At 61.5% G+C, this 25,063-nt stretch carries 27 protein-coding genes; 18 read left to right on the plus strand and 9 right to left on the minus strand.

Translation table 11 applies throughout. From position 1 onward, the window contains the following. Positions 1–163 precede the first annotated feature (163 nt). The 3 genes from P3T17_RS30245 to P3T17_RS30255 all read left to right on the plus strand — a co-directional run bounded on the left by P3T17_RS30245 (position 164) and on the right by P3T17_RS30255 (position 2,205). Positions 164–712 carry an RNA polymerase sigma factor gene (locus P3T17_RS30245; RefSeq protein WP_074268768.1) on the plus strand — a complete coding sequence of 183 codons (549 nt, stop codon included), beginning with the start codon at positions 164–166 and terminating at the stop codon, positions 710–712. Next, a complete protein-coding gene (locus P3T17_RS30250) occupies positions 709–1,629 on the plus strand; it encodes an anti-sigma factor (RefSeq protein ID WP_074268769.1) in 921 nt (306 codons plus the stop codon). The genes P3T17_RS30245 and P3T17_RS30250 overlap by 4 nt, the downstream gene beginning before the upstream one ends. Before the next feature lie 138 nt (positions 1,630–1,767). Next, positions 1,768–2,205: a CHRD domain-containing protein gene (locus tag P3T17_RS30255; protein WP_429410208.1), complete on the plus strand. Its 438-nt coding sequence runs from the start codon at positions 1,768–1,770 to the stop codon at positions 2,203–2,205. A 48-nt stretch (positions 2,206–2,253) separates the two neighbouring features. On the opposite strand, the gene P3T17_RS30260 is transcribed toward P3T17_RS30255, so the two are convergent. The 4 genes from P3T17_RS30260 to P3T17_RS30275 form a co-directional block, all read right to left on the minus strand. Then, positions 2,254–2,649, minus strand: coding sequence for a hypothetical protein (locus P3T17_RS30260; RefSeq protein ID WP_074268771.1), 396 nt, complete (start codon positions 2,647–2,649; stop codon positions 2,254–2,256). A 78-nt stretch (positions 2,650–2,727) separates the two neighbouring features. Further along, positions 2,728–3,696, minus strand: a complete 969-nt coding sequence (locus tag P3T17_RS30265; RefSeq protein ID WP_429410379.1) for a hypothetical protein — start codon at positions 3,694–3,696, stop codon at positions 2,728–2,730. 534 nt (positions 3,697–4,230) lie between these two features. Continuing rightward, entirely contained in the window at positions 4,231–5,001 is a 771-nt protein-coding gene (locus P3T17_RS30270) for a hypothetical protein (RefSeq protein ID WP_429410210.1), read from the minus strand. After that, complete coding sequence (locus P3T17_RS30275; protein ID WP_429410212.1) at positions 4,998–5,846, minus strand: DUF2092 domain-containing protein; 849 nt, start codon at positions 5,844–5,846, stop codon at positions 4,998–5,000. The genes P3T17_RS30270 and P3T17_RS30275 overlap by 4 nt, the downstream gene beginning before the upstream one ends. Positions 5,847–6,559: 713 nt before the next feature. Here P3T17_RS30275 and P3T17_RS30280 point away from each other — a divergent pair. Next, positions 6,560–6,964: a helix-turn-helix domain-containing protein gene (locus P3T17_RS30280; protein ID WP_074268773.1), complete on the plus strand. Its 405-nt coding sequence runs from the start codon at positions 6,560–6,562 to the stop codon at positions 6,962–6,964. Positions 6,965–6,996: 32 nt separating this feature from the next. Here the strand turns inward: P3T17_RS30280 and P3T17_RS30285 are convergent, their stop codons facing one another. After that, positions 6,997–7,281 (minus strand): hypothetical protein, encoded by a 285-nt coding sequence (locus P3T17_RS30285; RefSeq protein WP_429410214.1) that lies wholly within the window; start codon positions 7,279–7,281, stop codon positions 6,997–6,999. 30 nt (positions 7,282–7,311) lie between these two features. On the opposite strand from P3T17_RS30285, the gene P3T17_RS30290 reads away from it, so the two are divergent. From P3T17_RS30290 to P3T17_RS30315, 6 genes are all read left to right on the plus strand, one after another. Further along, entirely contained in the window at positions 7,312–7,605 is a 294-nt protein-coding gene (locus P3T17_RS30290; protein WP_429410216.1) for a hypothetical protein, read from the plus strand. A gap of 219 nt (positions 7,606–7,824) precedes the next feature. Continuing rightward, positions 7,825–8,238 (plus strand): hypothetical protein, encoded by a 414-nt coding sequence (locus P3T17_RS30295; protein WP_429410218.1) that lies wholly within the window; start codon positions 7,825–7,827, stop codon positions 8,236–8,238. A gap of 308 nt (positions 8,239–8,546) precedes the next feature. Beyond that, a complete protein-coding gene (locus tag P3T17_RS30300; protein WP_074268776.1) occupies positions 8,547–9,200 on the plus strand; it encodes an NADPH-dependent FMN reductase in 654 nt (217 codons plus the stop codon). 367 nt (positions 9,201–9,567) lie between these two features. Further along, a complete protein-coding gene (locus tag P3T17_RS30305; protein WP_074269490.1) occupies positions 9,568–9,786 on the plus strand; it encodes a transcriptional regulator in 219 nt (72 codons plus the stop codon). A 137-nt stretch (positions 9,787–9,923) separates the two neighbouring features. Beyond that, entirely contained in the window at positions 9,924–11,378 is a 1,455-nt protein-coding gene (gene iaaH / locus P3T17_RS30310; RefSeq protein WP_429410220.1) for an indoleacetamide hydrolase, read from the plus strand. Between the two features lie 101 nt (positions 11,379–11,479). Continuing rightward, positions 11,480–12,220 carry a CDP-diacylglycerol diphosphatase gene (locus P3T17_RS30315; protein WP_074268778.1) on the plus strand — a complete coding sequence of 247 codons (741 nt, stop codon included), beginning with the start codon at positions 11,480–11,482 and terminating at the stop codon, positions 12,218–12,220. An 86-nt stretch (positions 12,221–12,306) separates the two neighbouring features. Here P3T17_RS30315 and P3T17_RS30320 read toward each other — a convergent pair whose 3' ends face one another. Continuing rightward, entirely contained in the window at positions 12,307–12,801 is a 495-nt protein-coding gene (locus P3T17_RS30320; RefSeq protein ID WP_429410222.1) for a MarR family winged helix-turn-helix transcriptional regulator, read from the minus strand. A gap of 242 nt (positions 12,802–13,043) precedes the next feature. On the opposite strand from P3T17_RS30320, the gene P3T17_RS30325 reads away from it, so the two are divergent. Beyond that, positions 13,044–14,183: a fatty acid desaturase gene (locus tag P3T17_RS30325; protein WP_429410224.1), complete on the plus strand. Its 1,140-nt coding sequence runs from the start codon at positions 13,044–13,046 to the stop codon at positions 14,181–14,183. Between the two features lie 9 nt (positions 14,184–14,192). Here the strand turns inward: P3T17_RS30325 and P3T17_RS30330 are convergent, their stop codons facing one another. After that, positions 14,193–16,397, minus strand: coding sequence for an OsmC domain/YcaO domain-containing protein (locus P3T17_RS30330; RefSeq protein ID WP_429410226.1), 2,205 nt, complete (start codon positions 16,395–16,397; stop codon positions 14,193–14,195). A 442-nt stretch (positions 16,398–16,839) separates the two neighbouring features. Between P3T17_RS30330 and P3T17_RS30335 the strand changes: the two genes are divergently transcribed. After that, entirely contained in the window at positions 16,840–17,649 is an 810-nt protein-coding gene (locus tag P3T17_RS30335) for an alpha/beta fold hydrolase (RefSeq protein ID WP_429410228.1), read from the plus strand. A 239-nt stretch (positions 17,650–17,888) separates the two neighbouring features. Here the strand turns inward: P3T17_RS30335 and P3T17_RS30340 are convergent, their stop codons facing one another. Both P3T17_RS30340 and P3T17_RS30345 read right to left on the minus strand, forming a co-directional pair. Continuing rightward, positions 17,889–18,656: a hypothetical protein gene (locus P3T17_RS30340; RefSeq protein ID WP_429410230.1), complete on the minus strand. Its 768-nt coding sequence runs from the start codon at positions 18,654–18,656 to the stop codon at positions 17,889–17,891. A 60-nt stretch (positions 18,657–18,716) separates the two neighbouring features. Beyond that, a complete protein-coding gene (locus tag P3T17_RS30345; RefSeq protein ID WP_074268784.1) occupies positions 18,717–19,637 on the minus strand; it encodes a LysR family transcriptional regulator in 921 nt (306 codons plus the stop codon). Positions 19,638–19,925: 288 nt separating this feature from the next. Here P3T17_RS30345 and P3T17_RS30350 point away from each other — a divergent pair, with 288 nt between their 5' ends. From P3T17_RS30350 to P3T17_RS30375, 6 genes are all read left to right on the plus strand, one after another. Further along, the gene (locus P3T17_RS30350; RefSeq protein ID WP_429410381.1) at positions 19,926–20,579 is read left to right on the plus strand and encodes a hydrolase; all 654 of its coding nucleotides are present in this window, start codon (positions 19,926–19,928) and stop codon (positions 20,577–20,579) included. Between the two features lie 110 nt (positions 20,580–20,689). After that, positions 20,690–20,980 (plus strand): XapX domain-containing protein, encoded by a 291-nt coding sequence (locus tag P3T17_RS30355; protein ID WP_429410232.1) that lies wholly within the window; start codon positions 20,690–20,692, stop codon positions 20,978–20,980. Next, a complete protein-coding gene (locus P3T17_RS30360; protein WP_429410234.1) occupies positions 20,977–22,878 on the plus strand; it encodes an amidohydrolase in 1,902 nt (633 codons plus the stop codon). The genes P3T17_RS30355 and P3T17_RS30360 overlap by 4 nt, the downstream gene beginning before the upstream one ends. A 1-nt stretch (position 22,879) precedes the next feature. Beyond that, positions 22,880–23,335 carry a DoxX family protein gene (locus P3T17_RS30365; RefSeq protein WP_429410236.1) on the plus strand — a complete coding sequence of 152 codons (456 nt, stop codon included), beginning with the start codon at positions 22,880–22,882 and terminating at the stop codon, positions 23,333–23,335. 15 nt (positions 23,336–23,350) lie between these two features. Beyond that, entirely contained in the window at positions 23,351–24,283 is a 933-nt protein-coding gene (locus P3T17_RS30370) for a glyoxalase (RefSeq protein ID WP_429410238.1), read from the plus strand. Positions 24,284–24,340: 57 nt separating this feature from the next. Continuing rightward, complete coding sequence (locus P3T17_RS30375; protein ID WP_429410240.1) at positions 24,341–25,054, plus strand: YoaK family protein; 714 nt, start codon at positions 24,341–24,343, stop codon at positions 25,052–25,054. Positions 25,055–25,063: the final 9 nt, after the last annotated feature.

The following is a 25,063-nucleotide window of genomic DNA, read 5'->3' on the forward strand; positions in this document are numbered from 1 at the left end:
AGTTCAACTTTAACCGCTTCGTGTCGCCACGGGAAATCCGCATGTCCCCGGTTCGGACCCGCCTTGCCCGCCCGGCGAGGCCAATGTGAGCGAAGAACACCAGTTGTCGTTAAAATCCAGCCATCCGTCCAAAGACACCGAACACCTAGCAAGGAACCTGTCGATGACCGGCTCAGACTTACCCAGCCAGCTACCGGAGTTGCTGCCGCGCCTGTGGTCGTTCGCGTTACGCATTTCAGGCGACCGGCACGATGCCGAAGACCTGGTGCAGCGCGCCTGCCTGCGCGGGCTCGAACGCGCCCACCAGTTACAGCCCGGCACCTCAACCCTCAGCTGGATGTTCGCCATCGTGCACTCCACCTGGATCGACGAGTTGCGCGCCCGCAGCCGGCGTAACCGCTCCAGCACGGAGTGGGACGACGACATGCTTGAAACCGTCGCCGATCCGGCGGCGCGCACGCCGGAGGAAAACGCGATCAATAACCAGATTGTCAATGCGGTCGGACAGTTGCCGGAAGCGCAGCGCGTCGTCATGCTGCTGGTCGCCGTCGAAGGGCTTAGTTATAGTGAAGCGGCGGAGGTGCTCGAGGTCCCGATCGGCACCGTCATGAGCCGCTTGTCGCGCGCGCGCCAGACCATCGGCACGCTGTTCGGGGTTCGGGACAATCAAAAAACAAAAGTCACAGTTGCGAGTAAGGACCCGGTCTCATGAAAATGGACTCTGTTTTGTTGATGGCATATGTGGACGGCGAGCTGTCTGCAGAAGAATGCCAGGAGATCGAAAAGGAGATCGCTGTGTCGCCTGATACCGCCGAACTCGTCGCGCAGTTACGCGCGTCGCAGTTGCCGTATGCGCAAGCGTTCGCCCAGCAAAAGCTGCCGCCGGTGCCGGACAGCCTGACCGAAGCCGTTGCCGCGATGGCGCGCGCCCATGCACAACGCACCGCCACGCCGGGCGCCAACGACGCCGCCGTCACGCGCGACGCCTTTACGGCACCTTCGGCGCCCATCCGCTCGCGCCTGCGTATCGCGCCGCAGTGGCTCGCGGTCGCCTTTGTTGCGGGCGTAGTCTGCTACGGCATTGGAACGCGCTTCCTGCCGGGTTTTGGCGCGACCCCGAACAGCAGTCCCACTGCGACGCTCGCGGCAGCCAATCCCGAAGAGCCAGGCTGGGTCGCCGCTGCAGCGGGATATCAGCAGCTCTATTCGCGCGAGACCGTGGCACAGGTGCCGGTCAATGCCGAACTCACGGCGCAAACCGTCGACGAAATCCAGCATCAGGACGGTCTGAACGTACGGATTCCGGATCTGAGTCAGGCGGGCCTGACCTTCAAGCGAGTGCAACGGTTGCGCTTTAAAGACAAACCCCTGGTGCAGATCGTCTATCTGCCGCAGCAGGGCGCGCCCATCGCGCTATGCGTCATGAAGGAAGGCAAGCCTGACACCACGATCGCAGAACGACGCGTTGAGAGCATGAACGTCGTGACCTGGCGGCACGCCGATCTCAGCTACGCGCTGATCGGCAAGCCCGAAGGGACCGACCTGCCTGCACTGGCCAAACGTATCTCCGATAACGACGTGCAGACGCTGTTCGGCGATGCGGGCATCTCGATGCTGGCGGCTAACTGAACCCGGCAAAAAAATATCGTTGCGGCAGGGAATAAGCCGGAAACAGCGAGCGTTCAATGGAGTAACCGGTGACGCACCGCATGGCCGCAAGGCCACGCGGCGTCGGAGGTTACATCCTGTCCATTTCAAGAGACGTCCATGAAAATGAATCGAACGCTTACCGCACTGGTGTTGTCTCTGAGTCTCGCCGCACCTGCGCTCGCCGTTGCCGACACGCTCAACCTGCAAGCCCACCTGCTCGCCTCCTCCGAAGTGCCGCCCAAAACCAGCGACGGACACGGCGAATTGACGGCAACCTACGACACCGCGTCGAAGGTGTTGCATTACAAGGTCACCTACGCGGACCTCACCGGGCCCGCCAGCATGGCGCATTTCCACGGCCCGGCACCGGTCGGAAAGAACGCGCCGGTGGCGGTTCCGATCCCGATGGACAAACTGGCCAGTCCGATTGAAGGCGACGCCACGCTGAGCGCTGCGCAGGAAAGCGATCTGCTGGCCGGCAACTGGTACTTCAACGTCCATACCGCGAAGAACCCCGGCGGCGAGATTCGCGGTCAGGTCGAACAGGTGAAGTAAGGCATTCGCCGCCTGGCGGCCTGAGCGCTGTATCGCTTTGCGGGACACCTAAGGCTTCGTCTGGCTGCTGTTGTCAGGCGCCTTCGTAACCCGCTTGCCGATTCTGTGCAGCGTCGCGCAAACGAGGTGCACCCGCGATTCGTAGTCCTGCGGGTCACCCACTTTCAGCGACTGGTATTGGAGCAAGGTGGGGGTCGCCCGCTGCCATCCGTAGTCCCATTGCGTGTCGAAGCTGGGCGGCGAGGAAAGCGAGCGCTTCAGATTCGCCTTGTAGGTCGCGATTTGCGCGGCCGTGAAGCCGCACAGATCACGTCCGAGGTGTGCGCCGCGGCCGGCCGACTGGATGCGGTCAGCGACGGCCTCGTCATCCGCGTAGGCGCTCGTCGTAACCAGACTACCCACAGCCAGGCACAACGCGACGATGACGGAACCTGTATGGGCCATGGAGTACCTCCTTCAGCAATACGCCTGCGCAACCTGCGCCGCCCTCGTTGCCGGTTCGGCTCGCGTTTCAACCGGCCGTCAGAACCGATAGCCCGCACCGGCAAATATCACATCAGAATCGCGGTTGTATCGGGTCACCACCCGGTTCCATTCAAGCCGCGCATCCCAGCTTCTGGTGAAACGATAGGAACCTGCAATGGTGACGAGACCGGAGAATTTGCCAGCTCCTGGTCCCGGTGATTCGCTGTTCTCGTTTTCGTTGATCGCGTAGTAGGCGCCGGCGCCCACGCCGAGCGTCACCTTGTCGTTAAAGAACGCACGGGTTGCCCAGAGCTGACTCGTAATGCCATCCCGGCGCGCCAGTTTGCTGCTGCCTTCATGCAGATAGCCGAGCGTCACATCGAGATATCTGGCAAGACCGCGCCGGTACTCGATGGCGCCGCCCAGCGCAGACGGCGAGCTGGTCGAGTTGACGATAGTCTTGCCCAGATACACAGCCACCTCGTTATTGGTCACGTTAGTGCTGCTGCCGGCTGCCCAGTCTCGCGGGCCTGGCGTATCCGGTGCGTCGAGCTGATAGCCTACGCCGAACATAACGCTGGTCGCATCCGGACCACGCTGTACATGCACGCGATTGAGCTGCAGCTGCGTAATCCAGCGACTCGATGCGTAATATGCTGCACGCACGCTATAGACCACGCCCCAGCCGTGGGTGTCGGAATAGCTGCCGCCCTGATCGGCGGTGGTCGTGTCGAAATAGCGATACGGGCCGATACCCGCCTGCAGAACGAACTTAGGATTGCCGACGGGAATGCGGCCCCAGAGCTGAACCAGCTGGCCGTCACGATGATGGTCGGGAATATGGCCTTCGTTCAGCCAGCTAAAGCTGGCTGCAAAGTATTGTCCGAGACCTTCCTGGTAATTGAAGGCCCATGTGTAGGTATTGGTGCTGCCGGCGCGGGAACCCCCACCGAACAGTGAGAACTCCTGTGCATCGGCCGCCGGAGCACCGAGCAATCCACTCGTGACGAGCGCGACGCCTAGCACCGCATTGCGGACTGGGCGTGCCGCGGAACGCGCAGCGGCAGCGGCCTCGAGCGCCTCTTGCGCGTCCGCGGGCAATTCCTCTTTGGCGGCTCGGGCATGCCGGTAGACCTCTTCGCGCGCTTCACGGGCAAAGCGCTGCTTTTCCACGAGTTTGAGTTTGCGGGTGCGGTCTGCGCCGAGCACCGTGTAATAACGCTCGGCGTGCAGACGCTTGAAGCGGGCGTAGAAGTCCGGGCCCGGCAAACCCGAGTCAGTGCAGAGGAGCGATGCGTAATCGGCAAGCTGCAAATCGCAGATGGATGCAGCCGTGCGCTCCAGGGCGGCATAGCGCCTGTTTAGCGCGTAATCCGCGGGGAAAATAGCATGGAACGCGCCGTACGGAACCAGTTTCCTGTGCCGCGCTGCCCGCAAAAGCAACTGGGCGATCCTCGCCTCGAAGTCGATTTGCATCTACAGTCCCTATAAAGACAGCGAGCGTGAGCGGGCACCGCTGCAGCGCGCGGCCTGGACCTGGCCGGCGCGCGGGTTCAGCGTTTACCGGGGCGGCGTGACCACCACGTATTTCACCGTCGGGCCCACGTATTGCGGCTGATACCAGTTCGGCCCGCACTGCTGATACAACACACCGCCGACCATCACGCTATTGCAGCTCGGCGGTAAAGCCGCGACGGTCGTTCCGACTACGACTGCCGTCGTCACGCCCACTGCCACGCCGACCGCCACCGGGTCGACGTACCAGCCGTCGTCGTGATGATGGTGATCGTAGTCATCGTCGTGATGATCGTGGTCGTCGTCGTGGTGGTCGTCGTCGTGGTGTCCGTCGTCGTGGTGATCGCTGCCGCCGTTGTGGTCGCTACCACCATTGTGGTCGCTACCGCCGTTGTGGTCGCTGCCACCGTTGTGATCGCTACCGCCGCCGTTGTGGTCACTGCCACCGCCGTTGTGGCTGCTGCCACCGCCGCCGCTGTGTTCGCTGCTGCCAACGCCGTGCGAGTTCTGGCCGCCCCCTCCGCCGTTGCTGCCGCCACCGCCTCCGTGCGCAGATTGACCGCCGCCACCATGAGACGGACCACCGCCCTGCGCCCCCCCGAAATTACCGCCACCATGAAAGCCGCCCCCACCTCCTCCACCACCGCCCTGAAATCCGCCACCGCCACCGCCACCGCCTCCATGGAAACCACCGCCACCACCGCCATGAATGCTGGTCCGCGCGCCACCACGAAAACCAAAGGCAAACGTCGAGGTTGAGGTTGCCGAAAACATCACGGCGAGCGCAATACCGGTCAATCGCGTCAGTGGTTTCATTGCGCGTCTCCCTGTTGGTCGTCACCCGTCGTGGTTGGCGGCCGCATCGGAATCTCCCTCGCGCCAAGGCTCGGATGGAACGTGAAGGTGCCCGCTTCGAAGGTGGGGTTCAACGTCCACTGATAGTTGACCGCATGCTGCGGCCGCGATGGCTGGGTCGTATCCGTCACGACAAACCGGCACGGCAATGGCCGCGCGCCGGTCTGGATCCAGAGCTCCCAGTCGAGGCCCGGCTGTTGATAGGCATAGTGGTTGCACCATTTGCCGTCGACCTTGTCGAGGCCGATAAACAGCGCGCTCGTCAGCGACTTTTCGTCGTCCGACTGCTCGCCCCAGTAGAACAGGTCGACGAGCGGAAGCTGGACGCCGTACTTGTCGTCGGCGTCGGCAATGAGTTCGCGAATGGTGGGTGGCGCCGGCACCCGGCTGTAGTAGTGATGGGTGTCGTTGAACAGCACGAACGTGTGACCGTCGTAGATCAGGCCCTTCGGCGCGCGGCTCCCTGTGACCACGACCCTGACCTTGTCCGGACGCTGCACCGACATCTCCGTGCGATGCAGGAAGCCGACGTTTTGGCCCGTTGTCAGCACGGCGTCCGTCACGCTATCGGCCTCGATACGGAAGCTCTTCAGGGTGCGCAAGTAGTTGCCGAGCTTGTTCAGCGCATCGACGGCCTGCTGCTGCATCTCGGGTTGCGCCTGCGCCGGCGCGTTGCTCCCGGACGTAGGCGCCTGGGCGAGCACCACGGGGGCACCGGCCAGCGCCGCCAGCGCGGAGCCCATCAGGACCATGCGCCGCACCCGCAAGGCAGGCTCGCCGCCATCACGCGAAATAAACAGGTTCACTATGCTCTCCTAACTCATTGAAACGTTGCACTGACCCGGCATTCCGGCAGACAAACCGCTATACGGCGCTCCGCCCGCGCCTGCGCTTAAGCGCGAATTGCCATTTCCGACTCCGCAGTCGCTCAGGAGTCAAGCGATGGCCAAACGGATAAATCTGTTTATATCGAATCTCAAAACAACTGATGTTTTCTGTCAGAGAATGACGGTGAAACCGAAATTCGCGATGGGAAGAATAGATAAAACCGCGATATCTCATGTTCTTCCATCAGTCGCGCATTAAAATAAGAGAATGCGGTGATGAAGCGCCGCACAACGTTTCTCAACGAGACGTGGCAGACAGACGGTGAGCCCGGTGTGGATTGAGTTTCTGCGACATTCTGCAGACCATGTAAAAGTGTTACTGGATGCTAGCAAACGTCTTGCCGAACATCAAGCACCATTAAGGTGATATCGAAATCAGAAATAATCAGGAGGATTGTTTCAATCCGACTGAACCGCCAATTCCCCACCCACCTCTTCATAGGAAAAATGGAAAAATCACGACCGCAATTATTTTTATCCCATTCCAACACATTCAATAAAAAATCATTTATTAGTAATGCTATCCGCCCCTGCGCGGCCGTTTCTGGGTTCAATGACAACGGCTGGGCATGGTTTTCCAGATGGAACGCTCGCATTGCCTATGCGCCCGGACTTTGACGGACGGTCAATCTATGCCATCCCGAACCGAAGAGCTTCCCACTGTTGTCCGGCGCATGAGCGCGGGCCAGATGCTGATGGCGGGTTCTTCGGTCAGCGCAGTGGCCGATGCCCTTCATCTGTCTACCGCCACCGTCAAACGCTATAAGGCCATGCTGGAGAGCGGCGGCCTCGACGCGTTGAAGAAGATGAGCGTCGGTGGCCGGTCGTCCGCGCTCGACGCCGCGGCGCTCGAGTGGGTCGCCGCCGCGCTGCGCGGCTCCGCGCGCGAGCACGGCTTTCCGAGCGATGCATGGACCAACGTGCGCTTGCGCGAGTTGATCGCCGCGCGCTTCGGGGTGCAGTACTCGCGGGTCTACGCCTGGCAGATCGCGACCAATCTGGGACTCGGCCACCGGCTGTCGAAATCGAGCCGTTGACCGAACCCGTTATCCTCCTCTGCTCGCGCTCCTCACAAGCGCCAGATGTCCTTCAACCGGCCAAATTCCGCGGGCCGGGTAAAGGAACGGTACAACTCGCCCACCGTGCCGATTGCGTGGGCCGGCTTGAGCGTCGCGCCGGGTAGCGCCTGGGTGATCCAGTCGTAGGCATTCATATCGCGCTGTTCGGCATGCACAGCGTCGGTCAGTGCGATTAGCGCCTTGTCGGCCGAATGGCTTCCAAGGTCCATGAAGCAACTCTCGAACGGGTGTTTCGCAGCAATCGCGGGGCGTACGTCGGTAGTTCGGATGCTCACATCGGTCTCCTACGAGGGTTGTCCCTTCCCATGTACCAGATCGATGTGACAACGGATCGAATCTCTACAGGAATTCGCCCTGATTTTATGGGTGGGTTGCCGGCGCGCAACAGGTTTAAGGCCATTCAAGCCAGCGCGGCGGAGCGCCGTATTCTGGAGTTCCATAAAAATGCATGCCGCATGCGAAACCGTCCTTATTATTCGAGCGATTATGTCAGCACGTTGACACAGCACACCTGCCTCACCCTATCGGACGGCCCGGAAGCACACGCCGCAAGCGATTCGAATATTTTCGACCCGGAATGCATGATTCCAAATAGTTAAATCGAACTGATGATTACCCGTCATTGCCGCAAGGACTCGGGATCTCCTCACGATTATTTTCAAGCTGACTTTTAAAAATCAAAAAATTAAATCAATATGAGAGCGAGCGCATATAAAATCGCGACTCAAAATCCAGCAAGTCTGTGAGTTTTACCCAAGATGAATAAAAGAAAACATCCGGCCCTGCGAGGTTCCAGAGGGAAATCGGCAGCGAAAGCCATGCTGCTGCCGCTTACAGTCCAATCGATCCGAGAACGGTCGTTACGCAGCCATCTCGCACTGGAAGCGTTGCGTGCCGGCTCGGGAAACGGCCATCTGCTGAGCGAACTGATTCATGTCCTGTATGTGGCCTGGTATCTGCAGGAAGCGGGTTTCGGCACGGCTGACGCCATGCTCTATACGCATGCGGAGCAGGCACTCGAGCGCAGTGCGGCGCGGGCCACCGGGGCAGATGTCTGGCACCTGGAAGACGCCGAAGCGCATGCACTGGAACGGTTGCTGGCGCTGCACGACCAGCAGTTGCAGGAGACCCCCGTCAAGGTCATACAGGACGTGCACAAACGTCTCGCCCGCTTTGCGCAAAGCGACCGGATTGCACCGTGGCAAAAAAATGGCCCCGTCATCTCGCGATAGCGGGGCCGAGACCCATGTCAAGGAGTTAGTCATGGAGGAGACGGGCCAATCATAGCGGCGCCCCCAGCCCACAGCCAACGAAGCGTTTTCGCTTTGCTTATCCATGCCCGCTTCAGGTGCATTTCACGGCAGCCCTGCGTCGATAACCCTCCCGGCGTATATCGTTAGAACGAAAAGTCGCTTCGTGCTGCTAGTATCGATCACTAAGATGGCGGTTTAAGTCCCGCGGGCCAAGTCCCGTTTGCCGGGCGAGTTTGCGCGCAGCCCTGCGCCGCGCCCCCGGCAGCCGCTACCGAAGGAGCATTTCTTTGACCAGTTTCGATCACCAACGCCGGCCGCTCGTCATCGGCATCGGCGGCACCACACGTGCGGCATCGTCGACCGAGCGTGCCCTCGGTTTTGCACTGCGCGGCGCCGAAGCAGCCGGTGCACGTACCCGGCTGTTCGGCGGCACGTTCCTGCATAGCCTGCCGCACTACGCCCCTGAAGATCCGCAACGCACCGACGCCCAGCTCGAGCTGATCGAAGCCGTGCGCGAAGCCGACGCGCTGATCATCGCCACCCCCGGCTATCACGGCGGCGTCTCCGGCCTCGTGAAGAATGCGCTCGATACGCTCGAAGAACTGCGTGGCGACGAGCGTCCTTACCTCGACGGCCGTGCGGTGGGCTGCGTGGTCACGGCCTATGGCTGGCAGGCCGCCGGTTCGGTACTGACGTCGCTGCGCTCGATCGTGCACGCCTTGCGCGGCTGGCCCACGCCGTTCGGCGCCGGTATCAATACGCTCGAGACGCGCTTCGAAACCGTCGATACCTGCTCCGACCCGAAAGTGGTCGACCAGCTTGCTACAGTCGGCCAGCAGGCCGCACAGTTTGCCCTCGCGTTCAGCACGCAGCACACGTCGGTGCCTCGCGGCGCGGCGCCCGAAGGCCGCACGGCCAAGGTGTTCACGCTCGCCAGCTAACTGGCAGGCGAAGGTACGCGGCGCCCCGGTGCCACGCAGCCCGTCAAACGGCGCCGCTACCTGCATCGGCATACGCCGCCAAAGCCGCAGCACGCCTGAATCAACCCTAAAAAGCACCCCTACGCTGCGTGTGCCAAGTAACAGACAGGCAGCGCGACGCACCGGATAGTGGTCTCGACGCATCCGGGGTCGCCTCATCCGAAATTGCGAAGACAGTTCCAGGTCGAGCGTAATTTGCTTGCGACGAATGATTGGTTCACTGGCGAGGCTACCGCGCCTACGCTTGTTCCTGCCCGCCGACCCTCCGGTCGACACTATGCGTCTGGCTTCCCTTGCAACGCACATGGGCAGAATCATCGCCAAAATCATGAATCGACAAGCTATCCAATACAAAGGTTACGAGGTCGCTCCGGTCGCGCAACAGTTGCCCAACGGGCTGTTCGCCGCGAATCTGACCATCGGCAAAACCACTGCAGATCCGAGCCGGGCGCATTCGTTCGATGCGCTCGATTATTTCTTCGACGAAGAACACGCGGTGGCCTACGCGTATCGTTGGGGACGTATGTGGATCGACAACCATCAATGACCAACACGTGACACGCACCAGTGGGAGCTGGTGTACCGGTTGGGTTTGACCTGAACAGAACGGCTTACGCCGGTCTGCTCGATGACGCGCCTGGAATGGCTGTGACAGAATAGGCGTCATTCGAGGAGATCTCACGCATGACATGGACCGTCGACGAACAGTTGGCCCTAACGGCAACGCAAGCGGTGACTGCGATCCAGACCGGCCGGCTGAAAGCCACGGACTATATCGCCACACTACTCGCTCGCGCTGCGGCGCTTTCGACCCTCAACGCCCTCACTGCGCTCAACATGGAGGGCGCACTCGATGCGGCCAGGCGGATCGACGCCATGACACCTGAAGCGCGCTCGGCATTGCCGCTTGCGGGTCTGCCAATCGTTGTCAAAGACAACATCAATACGGAAGGGCTTGTCACTTCGGCCGGCACGCCCGCGCTGGAGAACTTCGTGCCGCGCGCGAACGCGCCCACCGTGCAGCGCCTGCTCGACGCGGGCGCAATCGTGCTCGGCAAGGCCAACATGCACGAACTGGCGTGCGGCATCACCAGTACGAACTTCGCGCCGCATGCCGGTCACGTTCGCAACCCTTACGATCCGGGCCTGATTCCGGGCGGCTCCTCGGGCGGCACCGCCGCTGCCATTGCGGCGCGCATCGTACCAGCCGGACTCGGCACCGATACGAGCGGGTCCGTCCGCATTCCTGCAGCGCTAACCGGTACTGCGGGCCTTCGTCCATCGGTAGGCGACGGAGGCGCAGAGCGCCGCTATCACGATCCGGACGCCGTGGTGCCGATCTGCCATACACGCGACACCGTCGGGCCTATGGCGCGCGACGTCGCCGACATTGCGCTGCTGGACGGCATCGTGACCGGCGCCGGGCCGTTGCCTGAGGTTGCGCTGAGCGGTCTGCGCATCGGCTTGCCGGCGCCGCTATGGGACGGCCTGGAGTACGCCCTGGAAGACGTCGTGCGGGACGCGCTGACGCGGCTCGAGGCGGCAGGTGTGACGCTGGTGCCGGTCGAGATGGACGAGTTGTTGCCACTGAGCAGCAAGGTCAGCTCGGCGGTGGCGATTCACGAAGCTCATCTGGATGTGCCGGCATGGCTCGTCGCCAACGATGCGCCGGTCAAAACGCTGGCCGAGCTGGCGGCACGCATTGCCAGTCCGGATGTACGCGACATCTACGATGCGGTGCTTGCCGACCCGCTCGCCCATGAGTATCAGGATGCCCTGACCATGTGGCGGCCGCAGCTTCAGCAACTGTATGCCCAGACCTTCGCCACGCAACAGCTCGATGCGCTGTTGTTCCCAACCACCCGCCTCGCCGCGGTGCCGATCGATGACCTCGCAGGTTCGTCGGCCGTGTCGATCAACGGCGGAGTACCCATCGACGAAATGGACGCTTATCTGCGCAATGTTCAGCCTGCCAGCAACGCAGGCATTCCGGGCCTGTCGCTGGCTGCAGGCTTGACCGCTGAAGGTCTGCCGGTCGGTCTCGCACTGGACGGACCGCTTGGAAGCGACCGGCGGCTGCTGGCTATCGGCGTGGCGTTCGAGCAGTTGCTCGGCGCGCTACCGGCGCCGACCCTTTGATGCGCGCGCGGAAAGTTTCAGCGGCCGCTGACGGCCGCTTGCGCGAGTCAGCTCGCGTGGTAAGGACCGGAAGCAGATTCAGCGGCCGCGCATCTCTCGTGATGGCCAAGGCAGCCGCTCTGGTGGCTGTCGCCGTCGTAGCAAGCAGTTGCGCCGAGCTTGCTGCGGCCGATCCTGACGCGCTATGGAAAATCGTCGGCGGACAATGCGTGCCCGAAGCGCGCGCCAGCGGTCATCCCGGCCAATGCACGAGCGTGGATCTGGCCGACCACTACGCGATTCTGAAAGACATCAGCGGACGCAGCCAGCATCTGCTGATTCCGACTGAGCGTGTCACCGGCATCGAAAGCCCGAGCATCGTGGCGCCCGATGCGCCGGACTACTGGGCCGACGGCTGGAGTTCACGCAATACCGTGGAGGCATCGCTCAAGAAGCCGCTCGCCGCCGATCAGTTCGGACTGGAAATCAATTCGGAGTTCCGCCGATCGCAACAGCAATTGCATATTCATATGGATTGCATGCGGACGGATATCATCGACGCGTTGGCGCCTTACCGCCGCGATCAACCTGGCCAGTGGCACTGGGAGACGATAGACGGCGTTCGCTACCGGATCATGCGCGTCACCAGTCTGTCGCAGGACAACGACCCGTTCCGCATCGTTGCGCGTGATCACCCGGACTCGCAGTCGATGGCGACGCAGACGATCCTCGTCACCGGCGCGGGGCCTTCCGCCGATCAGGACGGCTGGCTCGTGCTCAATAGCGGACTGGATGTGGACAACGGCACGGGCACGGCAGAGGGGTTGCTCGATCATGAGTGCCATCTGGCCGACGCACATTAGTGCGCAGTCGGCTGCTGGGCGGTTGGCTGCCGCGAGGCTGACGGCCACCTGGTCAGTCACGCGCAAGCCGCGCTCATCAGCCACGTTCACTCGGCCACGTTCGAGCCGCCCTCAACAGCAACGCTCACCAGCCAGCGGCGAATCACACGCTCCTCATCGGCGCTGAAGCCCGCGAGAATCTGCTGCTCGATCGCTTTCACGCGTGAGCGGCATTGCTTGAGCAGCGCCTTGCCGGCCTCGGTGACATCGATATGCTGGATGCGGCCGTGAACCGCATGAGGCCGCCGGGCGATCGCGCCACTGCGCAGCAGGTTCGCGACGATCACGCTGACGGTTTGCGGTGTGAGCATGGCAAGGCGGGCAACATCCGCATTTGACAGCCCGGGGTACGCCACCAGCATCGTCAGCACCGTGAGCTGCGGCGGCGTCACGCCGAGGTCGGCGAGCGCCCGCTCCATGCGTAACCGGTGGGCGCCCCCCGCCTGACGCAGCAGGTAGCCGATATACCCCTCCTCACCGCGCTTGCCCTCGCCGATGCGGGGTATATCAGGTCGATCGTGTGTGGTGGCCGGTTTGTGCATGGGTATCAGAGGTTTGGAAAGTATCAGAACTCGAATATTTTAACGTTCGTGCTCTGATATTAACTGGTAACGCGGTGCGCTGATAGCGGGCCCCGACAGCCGCCCTACCGCCCTAAGCGCTTTTTTGCAGATGCTTTGCGCAACAAATTGGTTCGTCACCGGCGCAGGTCCCCGTACGATCGGTTTTAACGCGTCTGCTGACGCTCCCTGCATCCCGATCCGGTCCGACCCGTACTCTGCCGATGGCGATTTACCTCGACGACAAGCAACGCGACGCCCTGACGCGCATGAGCGCGAGCTGGACATGGCGCACAGAATGGCCGACCTGGGTGTTGATCGTCACGATTTACGGAGGATGGTTCGGCGTCGCGACGCACGCGCGCAGCCTGGGACTGCCGCTCACCGCCGGTCTGCTGGCGCTGCTGAGCGCCTGGTACATGTCGCTGCAGCATGAACTGCTACACGGCCACCCTACCCGCTCGCGCCTCGTCAATGGCCTTCTCGGTTTCGCTCCGCTCGCTGTGTGGTTCCCGTATGGCATCTACCGCAATTCGCATCTGCGCCATCACGACGACGTGCATTTGACACGGCCCGAGCACGACCCGGAAAGCTACTTCGTCACCGGCGAAACGTGGCGACGTGCAGGCACCGCGACACGCGCGCTGCTAATGTTACGCAATACTTTTGTTGGGCGCCTGCTGGTAGGGCCGGCCTTCGCGATTGCTGCGACGACCATCGACGCGATGCGCAAGGTCGGTCGTGGCGACTGGCGCGAGGTTCCGTTGTGGCTTGCGCATGGCGCGTCACTCGGTGGCCTTGCGTGGTGGCTGCACACAGCCTGCGGAATACCTGTGTGGCTGTTTATGCTCGGCATCGGCTACGGCGCGCTGTCGTTGAGTTCGATCCGCTCGTTCTACGAGCATCGTGCAGCCGAGGCTGTCGAGCACCGCACCGTGCTCAACGAAGCTGCGTGGTTCTGGCGTCTGCTGTTTCTGAATAACAACTATCATCTGGTGCATCACGACCTGCCGCATGTGCCATGGTTTGCACTACGGAATGTCTATGCAACCTGCCGCCAGCAATACATGGAGCGTTCAGGAGGTTTTCTGGTGCAGGGTTATAGCGAATGGCTAAGGCTTTTTGCATTCGCTCCGGTTGTGCATCCGGTGCATGACGGTCTGCCCGATCTCATTCAAAGGAATCAACCTGCTTCCGCCAGTTTGCGGGTAAATTGCGGGCTAAATTCATGGCCGTTGTTCCCCGAGGAGAACTCCGTGAAGCTAACCCACCCGCTACTGCTGAACGCCAACGCGCAAGACAAGTCCTATAAGATCCGCGCCCGCTACTCCATGTATGAACAGCATGATCGCATCCAGCCATGACCCGCGCCCCTAACTGGTTGTGGCTGCCACATTGGCCCGTGCCTTATGCAATTTTCTGTAGCTGTCGATCAGTCGGTGGTGCCTATCGAGACCCTCCAGTTTCATACTCGTTGGCGTCAATCCGAAGAAGCGCACGCTGCCGTCCACTGCCCCCATTACCGCGTCCATCCGGGCGTTGCCAAACATCCGGCGGAAGTTGACCACGTAGTCGTCCAGTTCGAGGTCGTCATCGAGCAGCACCTCCAGCACTACATTCAACGCCTGGTAAAACAATCCGCGCTCGACCGTGTTGTCGTTGTACTGCAGGAAAGCGCCCACCAGTTCCTGCGCCGCCTCAAATTGCTGCAAGGCGAGATGAATCTGCAGCTTCAACTCGAGAACTGTTAGCTGCCCCCAGTCCGTATTCTCGTCAAATTCGATGCCGATCAAAGTAGCAATATCGGAGTGCTCGTCCAGCTCACTGTTCTCCAACCGATCGAGCAGTGCCGCCAGGGCGGCATCGTCCAGTCGATGCAAATTCAAAATATCGGCGCGGAACAACAGCGCCTTGTTTGTGTTATCCCAGATCAAATCTTCTACCGGGTAAACTTCCGAATAACCGGGCACCAGAATCCGGCAGGCGACGGCACCCAGCTCGTCATACACCGCCATGTAAGATTCTTTGCCCATGTCTTCGAGAATGCCGAACAAGGTTTTTGCTTCGTCGGCGTTGGAGTTTCCGCCCTGGCCAGAAAAATCCCATTCGACAAACTCGAAATCCGCTTTGGCGCTGAAAAAGCGCCACGACACTATGCCGCTGGAATCAATGAAGTGCTCGACGAAGTTATTTGGTTCGGTCACGGCGTTACTGACGAAGGTGGGCTGAGGTAGATCGTTCAGGCCTTCAAAGCTACGCCCCTGCAGCAATTCCGTCAGACTCCGTTCCAGCGCCACCTCGAAGCTTGGGTGCGCGCCGAACGAAGCAAAGACACCGCCTGTGCGCGGGTTCATCAAAGTGACGCACATTACCGGATAGGTACCACCCAGCGACGCATCCTTGACCAGCACCGGAAAGCCCTGCTCTTCCAATCCCTGAATCCCCGCCAGAATGCGAGGGTATTTCGCCAGCACTTCGCTCGGCACATCAGGCAAGGCGATTTCACCTTCCAGAATTTCGCGCTTCACCGCCCGTTCGAAAATTTCGGACAAACATTGCACCTGCGCTTCGGCCAGCGTATTACCGGCACTCATGCCATTGCTGACATACAGGTTTTCAATCAGGTTGGACGGAAAGTACACCACTTCGCCGTCCGACTGCCGCACAAACGGCAGCGAACAGATACCGCGCTGCACGTTGCCGGAGTTGGTGTCGATCAGATGCGAGCCGCGCAACTCGCCATCGGGGTTGTAAATCTCCAGGCAGTACGCATCTAGAATCTCAGCCGGCAGTGCGTCCTTACGGCCGGGCTTGAACCAGCGCTCGTTCGGGTAATGGACAAACTCCGCATTGGCGATGTCTTCGCCCCAAAACGCACCGCCATAGAAATGGTTGCAATTCAGGCGCTCGATAAACTCTCCCAACGCCGACGCCAACGCGCTTTCCTTGGTCGATCCCTTGCCATTGGTAAAACACATCGGCGAGTGTGCATCGCGGATATGCAGCGACCACACATTGGGAATGATATTGCGCCACGAAGCGATTTCAATCTTCATGCCCAAGTCCGCCAAAATACCCGACATATTGGCGATGGTTTGCTCCAACGGCAGGTCTTTGCCTGGAATATTGGTGCGAGCCTCGGGATCGGGATTTAGCGTCAGCAACGCCTGGGCATCGGCATCCAGATTCTCCACCTCTTCAATCACAAACTCGGGTCCGGCTTGTACCACTTTTTTGACCGTGCAACGGTCGATGGAACGCAAAATACCCTGGCGATCTTTGTCAGAAATGTCCGCCGGCAACTCAACCTGAATCTTGAAAATCTGTTGGTACCGGTTTTCCGGATCAACAATATTATTCTGCGACAGACGGATATTTTCGGTAGGAATATTGCGGGTTACGCAGTACAACTTCACGAAGTAAGCTGCGCACAAGGCCGATGAGGCCAGAAAATAATCGAAGGGTCCAGGCGCCGAGCCGTCGCCCTTATAACGGATAGGCTGGTCTGCCACTACCGTGAAGTCATCGAACCTGGCTTCGAGACGTAGCTTATCGAGAAAGTTGACTTTAATTTCCACGGCGAAATTCCAAAAATGGTACTCAAGACAAAATATAAAGCGCCGCAAAAACTGGGCTTTAACAATAGCCAATCAACTAGCGAATGACGTTTCCTAGCGCGAATTCTACTCCCACCCGGCCGTCAATCGCGGGGCCGAGTCCTTGTGGGGTGGCGTTCCTCCGCCGACCAAGCTCGTCAAAAACGCAACGCTGCGGTCTATCCCGGCTACCCGCACGGCGTGCCCACCACTCACGCCGATGTGATCAACCCGGATCTGCTTGCCTTTATCGAGGGCTATTCTCGCGACTTCCGTATATGGGGAACGACTGGAGATTCGTATCACAGAGATATGGAATCGAAACTTTACCTATTAAGCTCGTGACTTCATGATACCCGGCTGAGACATGTGGCATCACGGGGTGCTCCGTTGCGCCATCACCTTGCTTTTTTGGAGAGCATCTATGGTCGACGTAAAGAGAGAAAAGCTTGATCTGCGGGTTCGAGGAGTGGATTTGCGCATCTCGTCTATGCACAGGCAAGGTGTCGGCGAGCCGATTGTCTTTCTCCACGGATTCGGCTCCACCAAAGAAGATTACGCGGACATCGCGAGACTGTCCGCGTTTGATGGACGACCGTTCATCGCCTACGATGCGCCAGGCTGCGGCGAGAGCGAATGTGGCGAACTATCGGCGATATCTGTGCCATTCCTTGTTGACACCGCTCGCGCAGTGTTGAGCCGCTTTGATATCGAACGACTCCATCTGGTCGGCCATTCAATGGGTGGTCTGACATCGTTGCTGCTCGCACATGAAGAAGGCAGTCGTGTGCTGAGCTTTGTCAACATCGAGGGTAACGTCGCGTCTGAGGATTGTTTTCTGAGCCGGCAAATCGTGAGCCATTCTTCCGATGACCCTCACCGGTTCTTTACGGAATTCATCGACCGGAACTGGGGTGGCGTCGATCTTTCAAGCTCGCTGCACGCGGCGAGCCTCAAGCACAAAGTCCGCGCAGAAGCCGTGCGAAGCATCTTCATGTCGATGGTCGAACTATCCGACCACGGCGACTTGCTAGCGAAGTTCGTCGGATTGTCGTGTCGCAAGATGTTCATGTATGGCGAGCAAAACGTCCATCTCTCATACCTTCCGCATCTGGAGAAATCGGGCGTGACTCTCGCGTGCATTTCACAGTCGGGGCATTTCCCGATGTACTCAAATCCCGTTGAAATGTGGAAGCGAATCGCCTGCTTTCTTGGGTACGTCGTCCCCGAATGAGCCGCACTAAAAAGCCATTGTCGACAAAGCGCTTCGCTTCCTTGGGCATGGAAAGCTCCGTCGGCAGGAGCCTAACGGCTGGCGATTGCCCGGGAGGCAGAGCACTTCCCCCCCTTGGGGTCTGCATCTTCATCCATGACTCGTATCAGACGTATCCGTCATTGCGATTTTGCATATCAGGGTGAAAACACGAAATCCGGTTGCACGACATAGGCAGGTCCGACCTATCGTACTGCGCCTCAGCGTCTGGTCTTCGGTTTACGTTCCGGCTCGGGCGGCTGGTTCCACAGATCGGCTCCGAGATCCCGCACAAGCGTTCCGTGCACGTGCCGCAGCCGTGCCAACGCATCGCCTGCCTGCGCGGCCAGTTCCCTGCGGGGGAACCGGAGTGCGCGCGGGCAATCGTCTGCAGCCGGGCGCTCCCAATCCCATTCCAATGTGAATACCGCATCCGGCGTGGTGACCATGCGCAGCGCCCACCCCTGGTCGAGATTGTCGTAGAGCGTGTCCGGCGGCGCGTTGACATCGGCCAAAAGGGTAAGCAGTTCGCCGGCGCCGCATGCCGCGCCATTGAACATCTCGAGCCGCAGTTCGTGCTCGCCATCGATGCATATGACGAGGTCAACATCGAAGCAGCCACGGTGGGCGGCACGCCACTGGCGCCATGAGGGCGCGGCCAGCAGAATGCGACGGTAATGCTCCGCGAGGGTCGCCTCCTGACCGATCGCGGTTTCGGCGCGGACATACCCAAAATCATTCGCGAATGGCGTCAATGCGACCGGCGGAGTCTCGCGCGACCCGTCTGCCAGCATCCAGCCCGGCACGTAGTGAGGCGCCTCGAAGCAGGCATCGAGACGGAAAGGTGGTGATGGGCGGCTGGAGGGCATCCAGTCTGTCGTGTCGGCTTCGCCAAGCCTGCTGACGGTCTCGAGGGCGTCCGCTGGTGCGATTGGCGCCAACGCGCGGGGCCACCAGCGCCGCCAGAGCTGGGCGAGAGATACGGGCATCTCAAGCCTCCAGGCGGTTGGTCGACGTCGTGGCACTCCGTTGCGACGATGATCGTGCCGTCATGTGCCGGTCACCGCCCACGGCGCAACCAACAGGCATTCGGCCAGGTAGTCCAGCAACACCGTCACGCGTGCCGGCCGCAGAATACCCGGTGGAGTCACGAGGTTCACGTTAATGTCCGCTATACGCCATTCAGGCAGAACCTCTTCCAGTTCGCCACGTTTCAGGGCATCCCAGACGATGAACTCGGGCTGCAGCGCGAGGCCCCGTCCGGCGAGAAGCGCGGGACCAATCACGTCCGCATTGTTGCTTCTGATCCTGCCGCTTACCGGCACCGCGCACTCTTCCCCCGACGCGTGACGGAAGCGCCACAGGTCCGGCGTTGGCAGGTTGGTGTAGATCAGGCAGGCATGCCGTTCCAGTTCTCGCGGATGACCAGGGCGCCCGTGATTGTCGAGATAGGCGGGCGAAGCGACCAGCGGCCGGCGCACTGCGCACAACCGCCGCGCACGTAGTGAGGAATCCTCCAGTTCTGCGATGCGGATGGCCACGTCGAGCCCGCTGGCCACCACATCGACCAGATGATCGCTGAGCGAGAGGTCGACGCCAACGTCCGGGTAGCGGTCAAGGAACGCAGGGATCAGCGGAGCCAGATATTTGAGCCCGAACGACATGGGCGCCGTAACACGCACGATGCCCTGCGGCGTGAGCGCCTGGGCGGAAGCCTCGGCTTCCACGGCTTCGCCATCGTTCAGGATGCGGATCGCGCGCTCGCGCGCCATCTCGCCGGTAGGTGTGAGCGAAAGCCGCCGCGAAGTCCTGTAAAGCAGCGCCGTTCCCAGCCGCTGTTCCAGCCGGCCAATGGCTTTCGATACGGTGGGTTGCGACATACCGAGTGCTTCCGCGGCTTTCGCAAACGAACCGGCGTCGGCAACGCGGGCAAAAATTGCCCACGCTTCAAGGTCAGGAAGAGTGTTCATGAAAGATCTGGCATAGGTTCAATTCCATTCATTCTATTTCTTGATTGGCAACGCTCAAATAGTATCAGCGCTACTGAGCACGGTGCAGACGGATCGGACCTAAGGGCGCTTCGCAACGCTTCAATGGAAGCGACACGCCTGCGTCACGGCAGCATGTTTGCGCGCCCGACAGCCAACGATGCTCAGTACGTATGGATGACCGGCTCGCCGATCTCCTGCGGGCGTGCTGCCGCGACCCGACGAGTCGCGGGCCGCTGCGTGTCCACTCCTTCCAATCGAGAGACGATGATGCCCCAAGCTCAAGCCAAACCCGGAAAGTTGCTTTTGTCCCCTTCCGACCACACGCTGATCCTCATCGACCACCAGTCGCAGATGGCCTTCGCGACAAAGTCGATCGACCCGGTCGTGCTGCGCAACAACGTAGCGCTAGTGGCGAAGGCGGCGAAGGAGTTCTCCGTTTCGACGATTGTCACAACCGTTGCTGCGAAGACGTTCTCCGGTCCGATCTTCGACGAGATCCGTTCGGTGTTTCCCGGCGAGGAGTTCATCGACCGCACTTCGATGAACACCTGGGAAGACGCGCGCATCACCGACCGCGTGAATGCCATCGGCAAGTCGCGCATCGTGATTGCGGGCCTGTGGACGACCGTGTGCGTCGTCGGCCCGGCGCTGTCTGCGCTCGACCAGGGTTTCGAAGTGTACGTGATCGCTGACGCGAGCGGCGACGTCACCGACGAAGCGCACGAGCGCGCGATGCAGCGCGTGATCCAGGCAGGCGCGCGCCCGATGACCTCACTGCAGTATCTGCTCGAGTTGCAACGCGACTGGGCTCGCAGCGAGACCTACAACCAGACCGTTGCCACCGCGATCCAGCATGGCGGCGGCTATGGACTCGGCCTGGTCTACGCGAAGACGATGTTCGGCGGCAGCGAAGGCCACTGATCCCCACACGCACCGCACGCACTATAAAAATTGCGGCCCTCGGCCCGACGCAAGCGCGGGCCGCCGTCCGCTTTCCGACCCAACTCCGACGAAGCGAAGTCAGCCCACCCATGAAGGTCTATCTGCTCTCCCTCGGAGCCGGCGTCCTCGTCGGCGTCATCTATAGCCTGATCAACGTGCGCTCGCCGGCACCACCGCTCATCGCACTGCTTGGCCTGCTCGGCATGCTCGGCGGCGAGCAGGTGATACCGGTCGCGAAGCGCCTCCTGTCAGGAACCACCCTGTCGTCCGCGTGGCACGACGCTCATTGCACGAGCCACGTCTTCGGCATGCTGCCGGGCCGCCAGGCTTCAGAGCAGGAACGACGCGAGACGACCGACACTGAGGAGAACCGTTCATGACTACCTCTCACACCACTCCCGATCTCGTACTGCGCAACGCCCGCTTCACGGCGCTCGATCGCGCGAAGCCGATAGCGAGCGCCGTTGCAATCCGGGAGGGCAAGTTCGTTGCCGTCGGCGACGATGCCGAGGTTGTGCCGCTTGCCGGCGCGACGACTCGTGTGATCGACCTGAAGGGCCGGCTGGTTCTGCCTGGTCTCATCGATAACCACACGCACGTCGTACGCGGCGGGTTGAACTTCAACATGGAACTGCGCTGGGACGGCGTGCGCTCGCTCGCCGACGCAATGAACATGCTCAGGCGTCAGGTTGCTGTCACGCCACCACCGCAGTGGGTGCGTGTGGTTGGCGGCTTCACCGAGCAGCAGTTCGTAGAGAAGCGACTGCCGACCATCGAGGAGCTGAACGCCGTTGCGCCGGATACGCCGGTCTTCATCCTTCACCTTTACGACCGGGCGTTGCTGAATGCGGCCGCGCTGCGCGTCGTCGGCTATACGAAGGACACGCCCGAGCCGCCGGGCGGCCAGATCATGCGCGATAGCCAGGGCACCCCGACCGGGTTGTTGCTCGCGAAGCCCAACGCGTCGATTCTCTACGCGACGCTCGCGCGAGGGCCGAAGCTGCCGTTCGACTATCAACTGAATTCGACGCGTCACTTCATGCGCGAGCTGAACCGGCTCGGCATCACGGGCGTCATCGACGCAGGCGGCGGCTTTCAGAACTACCCGGACGACTACGAGGTCGTCCAGAAGCTGGCTGACGAAGGACAGATGACCATCCGTCTCGCCTACAACCTCTTTACGCAAAAGCCCAAAGCGGAGAAGCAGGACTTCCTCGACTGGACCAGGACGTCGAAATACAAGCAGGGCGACGATTACTTCCGGCACAACGGCGCGGGAGAAATGCTTGTCTACTCCGCCGCCGACTTCGAAGACTTCCGCGAGCCGCGTCCGGACATGCCGCCCCAGATGGAGGGCGAACTCGAGGAAGTGGTGCGCGTGCTGGCCGAAAACCGCTGGCCGTGGCGCCTGCACGCCACCTACGACGAGACGATCAGCCGGGCGCTCGATGTCTTCGAGAACGTCAACCGCGATATTCCACTAACCGGCATCAACTGGTTCTTCGATCACGCGGAGACGATCTCGGAACGTTCGATAGACCGTATCGCCGCGCTTGGTGGCGGCGTTGCTGTGCAGCACCGTATGGCCTATCAGGGCGAGTACTTCGTCGAGCGTTATGGAGCGTCAGCGGCGGAGGCCACACCGCCGGTCGCGAAGCTGCTCGAAAAGGGCGTGAAGACTTCAGCCGGTACCGACGCGACACGAGTCGCTTCGTACAACCCCTGGGTCTCGCTTGCGTGGCTGGTGACCGGCATGACGGTAGCCGGCCTGCGTCTCTATCCGCGGCGCAACTGCCTCGATCGCGAGACGGCGCTGCGCATGTGGACCGAGAAGGTCGCCTGGTTCTCCAACGAGCAGGGCAAAAAAGGCCAGATTGCGGTCGGCCAGTTCGCCGATCTGATCGTGCCAGACCGCGACTTCTTCGCCTGCGCGGAGGACGAGATTGCGCAGACGACATCGGAACTGACGATCGTCGGCGGACGCGTGGTGTACGGCGCGGGCGAATTCGGCCCTCTCGACGACAGCGCGCCGCCGCCCGCGATGCCCGACTGGTCGCCGGTGCGCCGGTTCGGCGGCTTCGCGGCGTGGAAGGACACTGCCGGCTCGCGCAGCGAAGGTGAATCCACGTTGCAACAGGTCGCCGCCGCGGCGTGTGGTTGCTCCACTGCCTGCTCGGTGCACGGCCACAGTCACGCGCGCGCGTGGTCGGGCAATGCTCCGACCTCCGACCTGGGCGCATTCTGGGGCGCGCTCGGGTGCGCGTGCTGGGCGGTCTGACGTGAGCACCCTCAAAGCAGGCAACCCCGGCTGGGTGAGCGCGATCCTCGAATGGCGCTGGCTCCTGCCGGTGGCGCGCGCGGCGCTGGTGTCGGCGTACGTCCTCGGCGGCGTGACCAAGCTCGTGCATTTTCCCGCGGCCATCGCCGAGCAGGAACATTTCGGGCTTCGTCCGGGATGGCTCTGGGCGGCGCTTGCGATCGCCGTCGAGCTTGGCGGGTCGGTCTGCGTGATCGCGAACCGGCTGGTCTGGCTGGGCGCGGGTGGACTGGCCTGTCTGACGGCCATTGCCATGCTCGTCGCCAACGACTTCTGGAACGCGGCGGGCAACGTGCGCTTTTCGGCGACCAACAGTTTTTTCGAACACCTGGGACTGATCGCCGCCCTCATCATGGTGGCACGGCTCTCCGATCTGGATGGCCGGCGCGGCGATGCCCGCTCCCAGCAAAAACACTAAAGGAACTCCAATACCATGCCAATGATCCGTTCCCTGATCGCGACCGCTCTGGTTTCAGCCGCCGTCGCGATGTCGTTTCCCGCTACCGCGACGCCTCCGGCGAACAGCGGCGTGCTTGCTGCACTGCATCCGGCGAGGCCGTCCATTGCCGTCGGACCACAATACGATACAACGCACGTCTATGTCGCCCCCGAGGACTTCGACCGCTTCACGGACAGCCTCGTCGCAACCTTCGGCGGCCACAAGTCACAGCAAGGTGTGTTTCAGGTGACGCCCACGCCGAGCCAGACCATGTCGCAGCTTGTCTTCACACCGGTCGGCACGGTTTCGGTATTCGGTTTCAAGACGCCTGTTCCCTGGCCGTTCGGCGACGAGCGTACAGGCTATCTCGTCACCGACATGGACGCCGCGGTCAAATCCGCGAAACTCCACGGCGCCGACGTGAAGGTCGCGACGTTCCCCGACCCTATCGGCCGCGACGCGATCGTCGAATGGCCGGGCGGTGTGCACATGCAACTGTACTGGCACACGCAGGCGCCGCACTACGACCCGCTGCAGACCGTGCCGGAGAACCGCGTCTATGTGTCGCCGCAGCGTGCCGATTCGCTGATCCACAACTTCGTCGCGTTCTCGCACGGCAAGGTTGTCTCCGATGAGCGCAATGCGCCGGGCGTCGAAATCGGCCGGCCGGACGACACGTATCGGCGCGTGCGCATCGAGTCGGGCTTCGGCAAGATGACCGTGCTGGTAACGGACGGCCATCTGCCTTGGCCGTTCGGCCGGGAGACGACCGGCTACGAAGTGACTGACCTCGCCGACACGCTGAAAAAGGCCGATGCCGCGGGCGCGAAGGTACTGGTCCCGCCGTTCTCGGCCGACCAGCGCGAAGCGGCACTCGTGCAATTCCCGGGTGGCTATATCGCCGAGATTCACTCGGTGGCCCATTAACAGCAACGTGCGCCGTGGGTACTTCTTGCACGACATCCATTTAACCGGACACCGGCGATGAAACCGGAAGACAACCTACTCGCGGCGATTGCCGGCTATGTGGATACGCTCAGCTTCGTGGCCCTCTTCGGTCTGTTCACGGCGCATGTGACCGGCAACTTCGTGCTGATCGGCGCGGACGTTGCGGGTTTCGGACAGGGCGTATTCATGAAGCTGATGGCGTTCCCCGCGTTCATCGCTGGGGTGGGGTTGAGCAGCGCGCTCGTGAAGGTCGCGCGACCGCAGGGAGCGAACTGCAGCGCAGCGTTGCTGTATGCCGTTCAGGCGTTGCTGCTGCTGGCTTTCTGCCTCTCTGGAGTCGGCGCTGAGCCGGTCATTAGCGCGGGCAACCTGCCGGTCGTCGCGTGCGGGATGCTGGGCGCTGCAGCGATGGGCGTACAGAATGCCCACGGACGTCTGATTGTCCGCGGCGGCGTACCGAATACCGTCATGACAGGAAACGTCACCCAGGCTGTGCTCGACGCGATAGAACTCGTTTCGTCCGAGATACCGGCCGACGCGAAAACGGCCGTCCGCGCACGCTTTGGCAAGACGCTGCAGGCAGTAGCATGTTTCGGTGTGGGCGCCATTGCCGGCGCGCTTGCATACCGGCATGTTTCGTTCTGGGCGCTGCTGTTGCCCTTTGCGTTGCTCGTCTGGCTGGCACTCGCCGCGCGCCGCGACGGGGCGGACACGGCCGATCGCGAAGCGTTGCCGGATTCGCCCCGATGATCGGGAGAT

The organism is Paraburkholderia sp. GAS82 (assembly GCF_050436285.1).
Lineage (GTDB): Bacteria > Pseudomonadota > Gammaproteobacteria > Burkholderiales > Burkholderiaceae > Paraburkholderia > Paraburkholderia phenazinium_B.

Bases quoted from the DNA above. Each gene is read 5' to 3' on its own strand.
- P3T17_RS30360 (WP_429410234.1), top strand. From the start codon at position 20,977: ATGACTACCTCTCACACCACTCCCGATCTCGTACTGCGCAACGCCCGC.
- P3T17_RS30295 (WP_429410218.1), top strand. From the start codon at position 7,825: ATGCTGCTGCCGCTTACAGTCCAATCGATCCGAGAACGGTCGTTACGC.
- iaaH (WP_429410220.1), top strand. From the start codon at position 9,924: ATGACATGGACCGTCGACGAACAGTTGGCCCTAACGGCAACGCAAGCG.
- P3T17_RS30255 (WP_429410208.1), top strand. From the start codon at position 1,768: ATGAAAATGAATCGAACGCTTACCGCACTGGTGTTGTCTCTGAGTCTC.
- P3T17_RS30290 (WP_429410216.1), top strand. From the start codon at position 7,312: ATGTACCAGATCGATGTGACAACGGATCGAATCTCTACAGGAATTCGC.
- P3T17_RS30355 (WP_429410232.1), top strand. From the start codon at position 20,690: ATGAAGGTCTATCTGCTCTCCCTCGGAGCCGGCGTCCTCGTCGGCGTC.
- P3T17_RS30335 (WP_429410228.1), top strand. From the start codon at position 16,840: ATGGTCGACGTAAAGAGAGAAAAGCTTGATCTGCGGGTTCGAGGAGTG.
- P3T17_RS30325 (WP_429410224.1), top strand. From the start codon at position 13,044: ATGGCGATTTACCTCGACGACAAGCAACGCGACGCCCTGACGCGCATG.
- P3T17_RS30320 (WP_429410222.1), bottom strand. From the start codon at position 12,801: ATGCACAAACCGGCCACCACACACGATCGACCTGATATACCCCGCATC.
- P3T17_RS30375 (WP_429410240.1), top strand. From the start codon at position 24,341: ATGAAACCGGAAGACAACCTACTCGCGGCGATTGCCGGCTATGTGGAT.
- P3T17_RS30260 (WP_074268771.1), bottom strand. From the start codon at position 2,649: ATGGCCCATACAGGTTCCGTCATCGTCGCGTTGTGCCTGGCTGTGGGT.
- P3T17_RS30250 (WP_074268769.1), top strand. From the start codon at position 709: ATGAAAATGGACTCTGTTTTGTTGATGGCATATGTGGACGGCGAGCTG.
- P3T17_RS30315 (WP_074268778.1), top strand. From the start codon at position 11,480: ATGGCCAAGGCAGCCGCTCTGGTGGCTGTCGCCGTCGTAGCAAGCAGT.
- P3T17_RS30280 (WP_074268773.1), top strand. From the start codon at position 6,560: ATGCCATCCCGAACCGAAGAGCTTCCCACTGTTGTCCGGCGCATGAGC.
- P3T17_RS30340 (WP_429410230.1), bottom strand. From the start codon at position 18,656: ATGCCCGTATCTCTCGCCCAGCTCTGGCGGCGCTGGTGGCCCCGCGCG.
- P3T17_RS30305 (WP_074269490.1), top strand. From the start codon at position 9,568: ATGAATCGACAAGCTATCCAATACAAAGGTTACGAGGTCGCTCCGGTC.
- P3T17_RS30345 (WP_074268784.1), bottom strand. From the start codon at position 19,637: ATGAACACTCTTCCTGACCTTGAAGCGTGGGCAATTTTTGCCCGCGTT.
- P3T17_RS30370 (WP_429410238.1), top strand. From the start codon at position 23,351: ATGCCAATGATCCGTTCCCTGATCGCGACCGCTCTGGTTTCAGCCGCC.
- P3T17_RS30350 (WP_429410381.1), top strand. From the start codon at position 19,926: ATGCCCCAAGCTCAAGCCAAACCCGGAAAGTTGCTTTTGTCCCCTTCC.
- P3T17_RS30270 (WP_429410210.1), bottom strand. From the start codon at position 5,001: ATGAAACCACTGACGCGATTGACCGGTATTGCGCTCGCCGTGATGTTT.
- P3T17_RS30245 (WP_074268768.1), top strand. From the start codon at position 164: ATGACCGGCTCAGACTTACCCAGCCAGCTACCGGAGTTGCTGCCGCGC.